Below are 13,227 nucleotides of genomic sequence, written 5' to 3'. Positions count from 1 at the left end.
GCTACCAGGCACCGAGTCTGCCTGATCAGCCGACCCGGTAGCTCCCATTAGCGGAGCGGCACCTCGGCGCCCTCGGTGGTGCCGCCCACGCCGAGCGGCGGGTCGCCGAACAGGCGGATGCCGGTGACCTTCGCGTCCTTGGGGATGTCGAACCACAGGTCCATCTCGATCCTGACCTCGGCGCCGAGGGGAAGGGTGTCGGGCTGGCGTTTGATGGCCTGGGCGAAGGCGTCGACGGTGTGGGCTGCGCCGTCCGCGGTGAGGAGCCGCTGGCGTTTGGCGTCGAACCGGGAGTTGGTGCGGCCGGGGTTCTCGGCGACGATCCGCACGACCACGTATTGGCCCTTGGCCTGCCACTCGCCGTGGCTGCCGACGAAGCCGGCGAGGCCGGTCTGCAGGCCGATGACCTGGAAGCGGGTGTCGCCGTCGGTGACCGGGGCGGCGCGCACGGCCCGTTCGCCCGGCCGTACGTGGCGGGGCGGCAGGTCGTAGGCGGGCGCGGGGGAGGCGTTTCGGGCGGCGGTCGCCGCCGGGTCCGTCGTGGAGCAGCCGGAGAGCAGGAGCACGGCCAGCGCGGCACCGGCGAACGCGGTTGGGGGGTTGCGCACACCGGGCAACGTAACCGAGGCGGTCGCGGAGATCAATGCGTCCGGCGCGGGCGCGGGGAGCGGCGGCGGGGTCGCGGGTCCCGGCCCGCGTCCGCCGATCGGTCCGCCCGGTGGAGGTGTGTGAAGAGGGACACACCGCTCTGAAGTGCGAATATAGTTCGTTTACATTGTTCTGGGGCGCGGCCTGACCGGTCGCCGTCCTCGCAGGCCGGCGTGAAACCGGGCGTTGGCCGTCGGATGAAGGAGGTGCCGGGGTCGAATGCCCGGACAGGGCGGCGATCAGGCGGCTCCGAGCGTGACTGTTGTCCGAATTGTGTCGTATCGGTGATCTGCATGGCCATGCAGCTGGGAAAGCATCTCCAGCACTGAGGTATCTGTTGTTCGGATGCGACATCGATCCGTGAGGAGGCCGTTGTGGGCCTGAGTTCTGTTCTCCGCCGTCGGACGCTGGCGGTGGGCGCCATGGTCGTCGCCGGCGCGCTCGGCCTGTCGGCCTGTGGGAGTGACGGTGGCGACACCACCGCGTCGAGCGGGGGCGCCTCGTCGAACGCGTCCGCCGCGGGCGGCGGCGTCAAGGTGGTCAAGCCCGGCAAGCTGACCGTCTGCACCAACCTTCCCTATGAGCCCTTCCAGTTCAAGCAGGGCGACAAGACCGTCGGGTTCGACGTCGACATCATGGACCTGGCGGCCAAGAAGCTCGGCCTGACCCAGGACATCGTGGACATCGACTTCGCCGTCATCAAGAGCGGCGCGGCGATGGCGACCGGCAAGTGCGACGCGGCCGCGGCCGGCATGACGATCACGCCGGAGCGCAAGGCCAACATCGACTTCTCCGAGCCCTACTTCGACGCCACCCAGGCGCTGCTCGCCAAGAAGGGCGTCGGCGTCAAGACGCTGGACGAGGTCAAGGCCAAGAACCTGCGGCTCGGCGCGCAGGCGTCCACCACGGGCCTCGACTACGTCAAGAAGCAGGGTCTCGACCCCAAGGAGTTCGCCGACTCGCCCAAGGAGCTGCTGGGCCTGCAGTCGGGCCAGGTCGATGTGATCGTCCAGGACCTGCCGGTCGTGCTGACCTGGCTGAAGAAGCCGGAGATCGCCGACAAGTTCGAGCTGGTCGCCAGCCTGGACACCGGCGAGCAGTACGGCATCGGCCTGAAGAAGGGCGCCGACCCGACCCTGCTGAAGACCATCAACGAGGCGATCGCCACCGCCAAGTCGGACGGCACCTACGACCAGATCTTCATGAAGTGGTTCGGCAAGAAGCCCGGAGAGCTCGGCTGATCCATGACCGACCATCTCACCACGGCTGAGCCGCCCCCTCCGGCCGGAACCCCCTCCGGCCGGACGGGCCTCAGCCCCCGTAAGAAGCAACGGATCAGCCGGGCCGTCCAGTACGTCGTGCTGGTGGCCCTGGTGGTCTTCCTCGCGCTGCGCATCGAGTGGGGTCCGCTCGGCCAGAACTTCGCCAAGGGCGAGGTCGCCCGGGAGATGTTCCCGGACCTGTTCACGGTCGCGCTGAAGAACACGATCATCTACTCGGTGGGCGGCTTCGTCTTCGCCTTCCTGCTGGGCCTGGTGTTCGCCCTGATGCGGATGTCGTCGGTGCGCCCCTACCGGTGGATCGCCGTCTCCTACATCGAGATCTTCCGCGGGCTGCCCGCGCTGCTGATCTTCCTGCTCATCCTGTTCCTGCCGCTGGCGCTGCCGGGCTTCGAGGTCCCGGGCGGCACCTACGGCCAGGGCATCCTGGGCCTGACGATCGTCGGCTCGGCGTACATGGCCGAGACGCTCCGGGCGGGCCTGCAGGCCGTACCCAGGGGGCAGATGGAGGCGGCCCGCTCGCTGGGCATGTCGCACGCCAGGGCCATGGTCAGCATCGTCATCCCGCAGGCCGTGCGAATCGTGATCCCGCCGACGACCAACCAGTTCGTGTCCCTGCTCAAGGACTCCTCGCTGGTGCTGTTCCTCGGCGTGTCCGGCGAGTACGTCGAGCTGACGAAGTTCGGGAACGACACGGCCTCCACCTACGCCAACGCCACCCCCATCCTGGTGGTCGGCATCACGTACCTCCTGGTCACCATCCCGCTGGGCTACCTCGCCTCCCGGCTGGAGCATCGTCAGATGAAGGGACGGTGAGCGGGATGGAGCACGCGGTCGAGATCCGCGACCTGCACAAGTCGTTCGGCAGCCTTGAGGTCCTCAAGGGCATCGACTTCTCCGTCGAGCCCGGCCAGGTCGTCTGCGTCATCGGCCCCTCCGGGTCGGGCAAGTCGACGCTGCTGCGGTGCGTGAACCTCCTGGAGCAGCCCACCTCCGGCCGGGTGGTCCTGGAGGGTATCGAGATGACCGACCCCGACGTCGACCTCGACGCGGCCCGGCGCCGGGTCGGCATGGTCTTCCAGCAGTTCAACCTGTTCCCGCACATGACGGCGCTGCAGAACGTGATGATCGCCCAGCGGCGGGTGCTCAAGCGCGGCAGGGCCGAGGCCGAGCGGGTCGCCCGGGAGAACCTGGAGAAGGTCGGCATCGCCGAGAAGTGCGACGCCTACCCGGCGCAGCTGTCCGGCGGCCAGCAGCAGCGGGTGGCCATCGCCCGGGCGCTGGCCATGGACCCGGCGCTGATGCTCTTCGACGAGCCCACCTCGGCGCTGGACCCCGAACTGGTGGGGGACGTGCTGACGGTCATGCGCAAGCTGGCCGAGGAGGGGATGACGATGCTCGTGGTCACCCACGAGATGGCGTTCGCCCGCGACGTCGCCGACCGGGTGGTCTTCATGGACGGCGGCGTGATCGTCGAGGACGGTCCGGCCGCCCAGGTGATCGGCGATCCGCAGCAGGAGCGCACCAAGTCGTTCCTGCGGCGGGTGCTGGACCCGACCCACACCGACGTCTGAGGGATCTCTCGCGGCCCGCACCCCGGGTGCGGGCCGCGGGCCGTTCCCGGGGCCCGGGGGAGGCCTTTGGCGCCGTGCAGAGCTTCCCCGACCCTGCGCGTTTTCTACTCGGCCTCCCCGCGGGCACCGCTGTCACCCACCGTAGCGACCCATGTGCCGATAGTGCAAAGACGTGCGGCCCGGATCCGGCCTCGCAACGTAAAGGATCGGCGGTCTCCCGGCCTGGAACGAGGCGGAGGCCGTACCGGGGACGGCGCGGAGGCCGTATGGGATCAGCGGTCGTCAGCGGTCGCGCAGCACGCAGGTCAGGCGCGAGGTGCACACCAGGCGGTCCTGCTCGTCGGTGATCCGGATGTCGTAGGTGGCCAGCGTGCGGCCTCCGTGGATCCGGGTGGCGACGCCGGTGACGTGGCCGGAGGTGGCCGAGCGGTGGTGGGAGGCGCTGATCTCGACGCCCACCGCGATCCGGCCGCGCCCGGCGAACAGGGCCGCCCCGGTCGAGCCGAGGGTCTCGGCCAGCACGCAGGAGGCGCCGCCGTGCAGCAGGCCGTACGGCTGGACGTTGCCCTCGACCGGCATCCGCCCGATCACCCGGTCCGGGCCGGCCTCGGTGATCTCGATGCCCATCCGGTCGACCAGGGTGCCGGCGTGGTCGGCGCCGAGTCGCTCCTGCAGGCGGCGGGCGATCTCCTCGGGGTCTGTCAGGGTCAAGGGGATGTCTCCTGTCGTGCCGGCTCAGGTTTTCTGTCGCACCAGGAGACTAGGCTTCTGGTGTGCCGAAGAACGAAGCGACCCCCTCTCGTCCGTGTCTGCTGCTGCTGGACGGTCACTCCCTGGCCTACCGGGCGTTCTACGCCCTGCCGGAGGAGAACTTCTCCACGACGACCGGGCAGACGACCAACGCGGTCTACGGTTTCACGTCGATGCTGGTCAACGTGCTCCGTGACGAGCAGCCCACGCACGTGGCGGTCTGCTTCGACCGGTCGGAGCCGACGTTCCGGCACGAGGAGTACACCCCCTACAAGGCCAACCGCAGCGCGAGCCCCGACAGTTTCCGCAGTCAGATGAGCCTGATCCACGAGATGCTCGACGCGCTGCGGATCCCGCACCTGTCGCTGCCGGGATACGAGGCCGACGACCTGATCGCCACGCTCGCCGTCCGCGCCGCCGACCAGGGGATGAGCGTGCTGGTCGTCACCGGCGACCGTGACGCGCTGCAGCTCGTCGACGACCGGATCACGGTGCTGATGACCCGGGTCGGGATCAGCAACATGACGAGGTTCACGCCCGAGGTCGTCGAGGAGAAGTACGGCCTCACCCCGGCCCAGTACCCCGACTTCGCCGCGATCCGCGGCGACAACAGCGACAACCTCCCCAACATCCCGGGCGTGGGGGAGAAGACCGCCGCCAAGTGGATCCGCGAGTTCGGGTCGCTGGAGGAGCTGGTGAACCGGGTCGACGAGGTCGGCGGCAAGGTCGGCGAGAAGCTGCGGGCCCACCTCGACCAGGTGCTGCTCAACCGCCGTCTCACCCAGCTGCTGCGCGACGTTCCGCTGGAGCACGAGGTCGGGGCGCTGACGATCGGCCGGTGGGACCGCGAGGAGATCGACAAGATCCTCGACACGCTGGAGTTCCGCGGCGAGATCCGCGACCGGCTGTTCAAGACGCTCGGCGCGGCCGAGGCCGAGACCGCGGGCGGCGAGGCGTTCGAGGCCGACGTCGTACGGCTCGGCCCCGACGAGGTCGCCGCCTGGCTCGCGGGGCTGCCCGCCGGTCCCGGTCACCGCGCGGGCCTGGCCTTCACCGGCTCCTACGCCAAGGGCACCGGCCGCCTGGACGGCGTCGCGATCGCCGTTCCGGGCGACGGCGCGCCGGGCCGCGCGGCCTTCGTCGATCCGGCGGCTCTCACCGAGGCCGACGAGGCGGCGCTGCGGGCGTGGCTGGCCGACGAGTCGGCGGCCAAGGCCGTCCACGACGCCAAGGGGCCCATGCTGGCGCTGTGGGCGCAGGGGATGGAGCTGCGCGGCCTGACGTGCGACACGGCGCTGGCGGCCTACCTCGCCATGCCGGGGCAGCGGGCCTTCCCGCTGGAGGACCTGGCGCGCTCCTACCTCCACCGGGAGCTGCGGGGCCAGGCCGACGACGGCGGCCAGGCGAGCCTGTTCGACGACCAGGAGGAGGAGGCCGCCCGCGACCTGGGCCTGCGGGCGCTGGCCGTCGCCGAGCTGGCCGACGCGCTGGAGGCGTTCCTGGAGACGCGCGGCGGCGCCGGCCTGCTGCGCGACGTGGAGCTGCCGCTGGTGGGCGTGCTGGCCGAGATGGAGCGGGCCGGGATCGCCGCGGACGGCGCCCACCTCGGCCGGTTGGAGGCCGAGTTCGGCGCCGCGGTCAAGCAGGCCGTGGAGGCGGCGCACGCCTGCGTCGGCGAGCAGTTCAACCTCGGCTCGCCCAAGCAGCTGCAGGAGATCCTGTTCGTCCGGCTCGGGCTGCCCAAGACGAAGAAGACCAAGACGGGCTACACCACCGACGCCGACGCGCTGGCCTGGCTGGCCACCCAGACCGAGCACGAGCTGCCGACGATCATGCTCCGCCACCGCGACCAGGCCAAGCTCAAGGTCACCGTCGAGGGGCTGATCAAGGAGGTGGCCGATGACGGGCGGATCCACACCACCTTCAACCAGATCGTCGCGGCCACCGGGCGGCTCAGCTCCGAGAAGCCCAACCTGCAGAACATCCCGATCCGCACCGTGGAGGGCCGCCGGATCCGGCAGGGCTTCGTGGTCGGCTCCGGCTACGAGACGCTGCTGACGGCCGACTACAGCCAGATCGAGCTGCGGATCATGGCGCACCTGTCCGGCGACGAGTCGCTGATCGCGGCCTTCGAGTCGGGCCACGACTTCCACCAGGCCACCGCCGCGCGGGTATTCGACATCGCCCCCGGCGAGGTCAACGGGGAGATGCGCGCCAAGATCAAGGCGATGAACTACGGCCTGGCCTACGGCCTGTCCGACTACGGGCTGTCGGCGCAGCTGAACATCCCGGTGGCCGAGGCCAGGGGCCTGAAGGAGGAGTATTTCCAGGAGTTCGGCGGCGTCCGCGACTTCCTCAACGCGATCGTCGCGCAGGCCCGGCACGACGGCTACACCGAGACCATCCTGGGCCGCCGCCGCTACCTCCCCGACCTCAACAGCGACAACCGCCAGCGTCGCGAGATGGCCGAGCGGATGGCGCTCAACGCCCCGATCCAGGGGTCGGCGGCCGACATCATCAAGGTCGCCATGCTGGGCGTGCACCGCGCGGTCGAGGAGGCCGGGCTGCGGTCGCGGATGCTGCTCCAGGTCCACGACGAGCTCGTGTTCGAGGTGGCCCCCGGAGAGCTCGACACGCTGCGCGAGCTGGTCGTCGGCCGGATGAACGCCGCCTACTCCCTGCGGGTCCCGCTGGAGGTCTCGGTGGGCGTCGGGCGCACCTGGGAGGACGCCGGCCACTGAGCCCCGGCCGCGAGGATGGCCCGGGCCGTGAAGCGGAGCCGATCGCCGTTCAGCGCGCTGAGCCCCGGCCGCGAGGATCGTCCGGCCCGCCCGGCCCGTCCGGATCTGCTCTAGGGTGGGTCGTCGAGCCGACATCTTCGACGTCACGGGGGTTTCGTGCGGAGTCTGACGCCGTTCGCACAGATCATCATGTTGGTGAACGTGCTGGTGGTGGCCGTCGCGGTGGTGGTGCTCCTGGTGCTGCCCCCGGCGACCACCCCGGTCGCCGACTGGACGAGGGGGCGGGCCGCGGATTCGCCGTCCGCCACGCCCGGCCCCTCGGGGCCCCCGGGCTCCGCGAGCTCCGCGGAGTCCGCCCTGCCGTCGGTGGAGCTGCCGCCGCCCGTCCCGGCCACCCCGGAGTTCGCCCGGCAGGTCGGGGCGAACGAGGCCGGGATGGTCCCGGTGCTGATGTACCACCGGATCGTCGCCGAACGCGCCGCCTCCATCGACCGCACGCCCGCCCAGCTGCGCAAGGAGCTGGAGAGGCTCGCCGCCGACGACTACGTGCCGGTCACCGCGCGCGAGTTCGTCGCCGGACGGATGGACATCCCGGCCGGCAAGCACCCGGTCGTGCTGACCTTCGACGACGGCCACGCCAGCCACTTCGCGCTGGACGACTCCGGCATGCCGGCCAAGGACACCGCGGTCGGGGTCATCTACGACGTCGCCAGGAGGCACCCCGGCTTCCGCCCGGTGGCGACCTTCTGGGTCAACCGCGAGCCGTTCGGGCTGCGCGCGGAGAAGGACCAGAAGCGCGCGGTGGGCTGGCTGACCTCCCACGGGTTCGAGGTGGCCAACCACACCTGGCGCCACCCCTACCTGCCCGCCATGCCGAAGAAGAAGATCGCCGAGCAGCTCGCGCGGACCGAGCGGCTGCTCGGCCGGCTCGGCGCGGGGCCGTCGGAGACGATGGCGCTGCCCTACGGCGCGATGCCGCGCAAGAGGTCCCTCGTGCAGTCCGGCAAGTGGGACGGCGTCAAATACCGGTTCAAGGGCGTCTTCCTGGCCGGGGCGCAGCCGTCGGAGTCGCCGTTCACCAAGGGCTACGACCGGCGGGCCATCCAGCGGATCCAAAGCAACGGCAAAAAAGGCGAATGTCGTCGATGGTGCTCGCAGTACTGGCTGGAGTGGCTGCACGACCACCCCGGGCGGCGCTACACCGCCGACGGCGATCCGGCCCGCATCTCCGTTCCCAAGGGACTTCGCGGTAAGATCAGTTCTCCGAACAGGGGACGGGTGATCGTCTACTGACCGAGCCCGATCACGGTCCGGATCAGCTGATTTCCGGTCCTGACCCCCGGCGTGTCGTGCCCCCGGATTGACCGGGCCCGTCTGGTCTCATATGCTGATCGCTGCGCTGTGGGCTCGTGCGTGTCTCGGACCGAGTGGGCTCGCGCTCGATCAGACCGACGCCAGTTCGGCCGATCGATAAGAGGCCTGCTGCGTGTTCGCCACATCGACATCTGTCCGCGTTCGGAGCACTTCCACACATGACGAGCAGCACTGAGGCCACCTCGAGCACCCCGCAGGTAGCGGTCAACGACATCGGGTCCGAGGAAGAGTTCCTCGCAGCGATCGACCTGACCATCAAGTACTTCAACGACGGCGACATCGTCGAGGGCACCGTCGTCAAGGTCGATCGAGACGAAGTTTTGCTCGACATCGGCTACAAGACCGAGGGTGTCATCCCCTCGCGTGAGCTCTCGATCAAGCATGATGTCGATCCGGCGGATGTCGTCGAGGTTGGCGAGCACGTCGAGGCGCTCGTCCTCCAGAAGGAGGACAAGGAAGGCCGTCTGATCCTGTCCAAGAAGCGCGCTCAGTACGAGCGGGCCTGGGGCACGATCGAGAAGATCAAGGACGAGGACGGCATCGTCACCGGCACCGTCATCGAGGTCGTCAAGGGTGGTCTCATCCTCGACATCGGCCTCCGCGGCTTCCTGCCGGCGTCCCTGGTCGAGATGCGCCGTGTCCGCGACCTGCAGCCGTATGTCGGCCGCGAGCTCGAGGCGAAGATCATCGAGCTCGACAAGAACCGCAACAACGTGGTCTTGTCCCGCCGCGCCTGGCTGGAGCAGACCCAGTCCGAGGTTCGCCAGACGTTCCTCAACACCCTGCAGAAGGGTCAGGTCCGCAAGGGCGTCGTCTCCTCGATCGTCAACTTCGGTGCGTTCGTCGACCTCGGCGGCGTCGACGGTCTGGTGCACGTCTCGGAGCTGTCCTGGAAGCACATCGACCACCCCTCCGAGGTCGTCGAGGTCGGCCAGGAGGTCACCGTCGAGGTCCTCGACGTCGACATGGAGCGCGAGCGGGTCTCCCTGTCGCTCAAGGCGACGCAGGAGGACCCCTGGCAGCAGTTCGCCCGGACCCACCAGATCGGCCAGGTCGTTCCCGGCCGGGTCACCAAGCTGGTGCCGTTCGGTGCGTTCGTCCGGGTGGAGGAGGGCATCGAGGGCCTCGTCCACATCTCCGAGCTGGCCGAGCGTCACGTCGAGATCCCCGAGCAGGTCGTCACGGTCGGCGAGGAGATCTTCGTCAAGATCATCGACATCGACCTCGACCGTCGCCGGATCTCCCTGTCGCTCAAGCAGGCGAACGAGTCCGCGATGGGCGCCGACGTCGAGTTCGACCCCACGCTGTACGGCATGGCGGCGACCTACGACGACCAGGGCAACTACATCTACCCCGAGGGCTTCGACTCCGAGACCGGCGAGTGGCTCGAGGGCTACGACAAGCAGCGCGAGGAGTGGGAGCGGCAGTACGCCGAGGCCCAGAACCGCTTCGAGGCGCACAAGCGCCAGATCGAAGAGGCTCGCAAGGCCGACGCCGAGGCCGAGGCCGCTCCGACGACCTACACCGGTGAGACCCAGTCCGCCGGTTCGGGTGGTGGCGGCGGCAGCAGCAGCAGCTCCTCCGCTCCGGCGGCCGGCGCTCTCGCCTCCGACGAGGCTCTCGCCGCTCTGCGCGAGAAGCTCGCCGGCGGTCAGAACTGACACCGGTCCCGCGGGGCGCACGCCCTGAGCGAGTGATGTGAGGAAGGACCCCGCTTCGGCGGGGTCCTTTTTCACGTTCCGGCCGCCTCCGGCCGCCGGATCCCCGTTCCGGGCCGGGGAGGCCCGCGCCCGCCGTACGGTACGCGGTGCCGTAGGGTGGCGGCCGTGACCGTGATCGAACGGGCCGGGCCCGGGGACGCCGGAGAGATCCTGACCGTGCAGCGCGCCGCCTACGTCAGCGAGGCCCAGCTCTACGGCGATCCGTTCATCCCGCCGCTGGTGGAGTCGGCCGGGCAGGTCCGCGTGGCCGTCGAGACCGGTGTCGTCCTCGTCGCCCGCCAGGAGCGCAGGATCGTCGGCGCGGTCCGCGGGAGGATGTCCGGCACCACCTGCCTGGTCGGCCGCCTCGTGGTCGCCCCCGACGCCCAGGGACGCGGCGTCGGAGGGTCCCTGCTCGCCGCGCTCCACGACGACGCCTCTTCCGCGCTGGCGTTCGACCTGTTCACCGGGCACCTGTCCGAGGGCAACCTGCGGCTCTACCGCCGCCACGGCTACCGCGAGACCGGCAGGGAGCGGATGAGCGACCACCTGACCCTGGTCCACATGCGCCGCGAGCCCTGAGGCGCAGGACTGGGGTCCTGGCTGGCGGGCCGTACCGCGTATGCTGCGGATCATGCTGAAGGTGGGACTCACCGGTGGGATCGGATCCGGCAAGAGCGAGGTGGCGCGGCGGCTGGCGGCCCTGGGCGCCGTGGTGATCGACGCCGACAGGATCGCCCGCGAGGTGGTCGAGCCCGGCACGGAGGGACTCGCCCGGATCGTCGAGGTCTTCGGAACGGAGATCCTCCGCCGGGACGGCGCCCTCGATCGGGAGAGGCTCGGCTCCATCGTCTTCTCCGACGCAGGGAAGCTGGCCGCCCTCAACGGCATCGTGCACCCGCTGGTCGGCGCGCGCGTCGCCGAGCTGCAGGACCGGGCGGCGGAGGAGGCGATCGTGGTCTACGACGTCCCGCTGCTGGCGGAGAACGGCCTCGCCCCCATGTACGACGTGGTCATCGTGGTGGACGCCGCCGACGATGTGCGTCTCGCCCGCCTGCTGGAGCTCCGTGGCATGACCGAGCGGGACGCGCGGGCCCGCATCGCCGCCCAGGCGACCCGCGAGGACCGGCTGAAGGTCGCCGACATCGTCGTGCCGAACGACGGGACGCTGGAGGAGCTGCAGGTCAGGGCCGAGGAGGTCTGGGCCGAGCTGTCGGCTCGCTCCGGCCGGGGCGTGCGTCCGAGGTGAGCGGAGCCGTTCGCCGATCGCCGCGACGCGTGCGGCCGGGACCGCCTCACCGCTGCCTTCGGAGCACACCGTGACCGTGGGGGGCGTCGCGGCGATGAGCGGGCCGGCAGCGGGGGCGGCGCGTGAGAAGAGCGGGCCGGCGGCGGGGCGGCGCGTGAGAAGAGCGCCCACCCCGCGGGCGGGCGCTCGTTCTCGCCGGTGAGGTCCTCCGGACGTCCCGTCCGGGACCGTCGCTGCTTCGGGCTACCACATGGGGATGAGGTACATGTGCAGGTCGTTCAGGTTATTGCTCGGGTTGTAGGTGCAGTAGGTCCTGTAACCCTGGTAGTTCACCCCTTCCTTGGCCCTGCAGTCATTGCAGTTGCTGTAGCTCCTGATGAACTTGCTGGGGGACGTGGCGTGCGTCGGGAAGTTGCAGGAGTTCGCGGCGAAGGCCGGAGTCGGCGCCACGACGGCCGGCAGGAACGCCGATGCGCAAAGAGCCACGGTCGCGAAGGCTTTTTTCGTTATTGCCATGAATCCTCCTACCAAGAGCGCATGGATGATTCGGTCCGGCCAATATTCGCCAAACCGGCGTACGCACCATATAACGCGTATATCGGGGTGACCAGTGGTCGGGAAAAACGGGTCAGTGCGTAATCAACCGGTGCCGTTCCGCCTTCATCCGGCCCTCCGGTCGAGGGCGACATGCGATCTCGGCCGACCTCGTGGATCATGGCTGCCGTGCTGCGGCGACTGAGTGTTCTGGACTGGATCCGGATCGGCCTGCTGGTGCTGGGCCTCCTGTCCGTCCTGACCGGCCTGCTGCCCGCCGGGGACGCGCGGGCCGAGCTGACGCGGATCGCACCCGTCCTGCTGTTCCTCGGCGCGGTGATCGTGATGGCCGAGCTCGTCAAGGAGGCCCAGGTCTTCGACGTGATCGCGGCGAGACTGGCGGCGGCCGGGCGGGGGAACCACGCGGCGCTGTTCCTGCTGTGCACCGCCTTCGCCGCCCTGGTCACCATGTTCCTCAACCTCGACACGACCGCCGTGCTGCTCACGCCCGTCATGCTCGCCCTGGCGGCCAGGAGCGGCATCGCCGCGCTGCCGCTGGCCATGACCACCGTCTGGCTGGCCAACACCGCGAGCCTGCTGCTGCCGGTGTCGAACCTCACGAACCTTCTCGCCATGGACCGCCTGGGCATGTCCACCAAGGAGTTCGCCGGGCGGCTCTGGCTGCCGCAGGCCGCCTCGATCGCGGTCACCATGGTCTTCCTGTGGGTGTTCTTCTGGCGGCGCGGCCGGCGCGGCGCCGACCGCTACATCCCGCCTGGCCCCGTCCCGGTCGCCGACCCGCTGCTGTTCCGCATCGCGGCCACCGTGTGCGCGCTGTTCATCGCCGCGCTTCTGCTGGAACTGCCGATCCAGCTCGTCTCCCTCACCGCGGCGGTGCTGATGGTCGCCGCCTTCGCCTGGCGCGACCGCTCCAAGCTCACCTTCGCCCTGTTCCCCTGGCAGCTCCTGGTCTTCGTCACCGGCCTGTTCCTGGTGGTGCCCACCCTGAGCCGGTACGGCCTGGCCGGCCTGATGGGCGCGCTGACCGGTACGGCGGGCGACGCCGCCGGCGCCTACCGGGCGGCGGCCACCGGCGGCGGGCTGGCCAACCTGATCAACAACCTGCCCGCCTACACCGCGGTGGAGAAGGTCATCCCGGCGGGCGACCGCGACCGGCTCCTCGCCCTGCTCATCGGCGCCGACGTCGGGCCGCTGATCACCCCCTGGGCGTCGCTGGCCACCCTGCTGTGGTTCGAGTGGTGCCGCCGCCGCGCGGTGCGGGTGCCACCGCTGACGTTCGTGCTGGCCGGGGCCGGACTGGCGGTGACCGGGGTGGCCGCCGCCGTGGCCGCGCTGCTGCTCACCGCCTGACGCCCG

General features: G+C 70.1%; 12 protein-coding genes. 9 read left to right on the top strand and 3 right to left on the bottom strand.

The features are described 5' to 3' along the window. Positions 1–47: 47 nt before the first annotated feature. Positions 48–608 carry a DUF4352 domain-containing protein gene (locus tag AB0D67_RS34670; RefSeq protein ID WP_362945363.1) on the bottom strand — a complete coding sequence of 187 codons (561 nt, stop codon included), beginning with the start codon at positions 606–608 and terminating at the stop codon, positions 48–50. Positions 609–1,022: 414 nt separating this feature from the next. Here AB0D67_RS34670 and AB0D67_RS34665 point away from each other — a divergent pair, with 414 nt between their 5' ends. From AB0D67_RS34665 to AB0D67_RS34655, 3 genes are read left to right on the top strand one after another with little or no spacing between them, the layout of a single operon-like run. Beyond that, positions 1,023–1,889, top strand: a complete 867-nt coding sequence (locus AB0D67_RS34665; protein ID WP_362945361.1) for an ABC transporter substrate-binding protein — start codon at positions 1,023–1,025, stop codon at positions 1,887–1,889. A 3-nt stretch (positions 1,890–1,892) separates the two neighbouring features. Further along, on the top strand, positions 1,893–2,744 hold the full coding sequence (locus AB0D67_RS34660) for an amino acid ABC transporter permease (RefSeq protein WP_362945359.1): 852 nt from the start codon (positions 1,893–1,895) through the stop codon (positions 2,742–2,744). Positions 2,745–2,749: 5 nt separating this feature from the next. Beyond that, the gene (locus AB0D67_RS34655; protein ID WP_362945374.1) at positions 2,750–3,502 is read left to right on the top strand and encodes an amino acid ABC transporter ATP-binding protein; all 753 of its coding nucleotides are present in this window, start codon (positions 2,750–2,752) and stop codon (positions 3,500–3,502) included. A gap of 282 nt (positions 3,503–3,784) precedes the next feature. On the opposite strand, the gene AB0D67_RS34650 is transcribed toward AB0D67_RS34655, so the two are convergent. Further along, positions 3,785–4,129, bottom strand: a complete 345-nt coding sequence (locus AB0D67_RS34650; RefSeq protein ID WP_362945372.1) for a hotdog fold thioesterase — start codon at positions 4,127–4,129, stop codon at positions 3,785–3,787. Positions 4,130–4,275: 146 nt separating this feature from the next. Between AB0D67_RS34650 and polA the strand changes: the two genes are divergently transcribed. The 5 genes from polA to coaE all read left to right on the top strand — a co-directional run bounded on the left by polA (position 4,276) and on the right by coaE (position 11,316). Further along, entirely contained in the window at positions 4,276–6,993 is a 2,718-nt protein-coding gene (gene polA, locus AB0D67_RS34645) for a DNA polymerase I (RefSeq protein WP_362945357.1), read from the top strand. A gap of 189 nt (positions 6,994–7,182) precedes the next feature. Beyond that, positions 7,183–8,286, top strand: coding sequence for a polysaccharide deacetylase family protein (locus AB0D67_RS34640; protein ID WP_362945370.1), 1,104 nt, complete (start codon positions 7,183–7,185; stop codon positions 8,284–8,286). A 239-nt stretch (positions 8,287–8,525) separates the two neighbouring features. After that, the gene (rpsA, locus tag AB0D67_RS34635) at positions 8,526–10,028 is read left to right on the top strand and encodes a 30S ribosomal protein S1 (RefSeq protein WP_362945355.1); all 1,503 of its coding nucleotides are present in this window, start codon (positions 8,526–8,528) and stop codon (positions 10,026–10,028) included. A gap of 165 nt (positions 10,029–10,193) precedes the next feature. Beyond that, positions 10,194–10,649 carry a GNAT family N-acetyltransferase gene (locus AB0D67_RS34630; protein ID WP_362945353.1) on the top strand — a complete coding sequence of 152 codons (456 nt, stop codon included), beginning with the start codon at positions 10,194–10,196 and terminating at the stop codon, positions 10,647–10,649. 52 nt (positions 10,650–10,701) lie between these two features. Then, on the top strand, positions 10,702–11,316 hold the full coding sequence (gene coaE / locus AB0D67_RS34625; protein WP_362945351.1) for a dephospho-CoA kinase: 615 nt from the start codon (positions 10,702–10,704) through the stop codon (positions 11,314–11,316). Positions 11,317–11,559: 243 nt separating this feature from the next. On the opposite strand, the gene AB0D67_RS34620 is transcribed toward coaE, so the two are convergent. Next, on the bottom strand, positions 11,560–11,802 hold the full coding sequence (locus AB0D67_RS34620; protein WP_362945349.1) for a hypothetical protein: 243 nt from the start codon (positions 11,800–11,802) through the stop codon (positions 11,560–11,562). A 228-nt stretch (positions 11,803–12,030) separates the two neighbouring features. Between AB0D67_RS34620 and AB0D67_RS34615 the strand changes: the two genes are divergently transcribed. Continuing rightward, positions 12,031–13,221, top strand: coding sequence for an SLC13 family permease (locus tag AB0D67_RS34615; RefSeq protein WP_362945368.1), 1,191 nt, complete (start codon positions 12,031–12,033; stop codon positions 13,219–13,221). Positions 13,222–13,227: the final 6 nt, after the last annotated feature.

The sequence above is a fragment of the Streptosporangium sp. NPDC048047 genome (genome assembly GCF_040653115.1).
GTDB lineage: Bacteria > Actinomycetota > Actinomycetes > Streptosporangiales > Streptosporangiaceae > Streptosporangium.
Note: the sequence above shows the minus strand (reverse complement) of the source record. Positions and strands in the feature narration are given on the sequence as shown.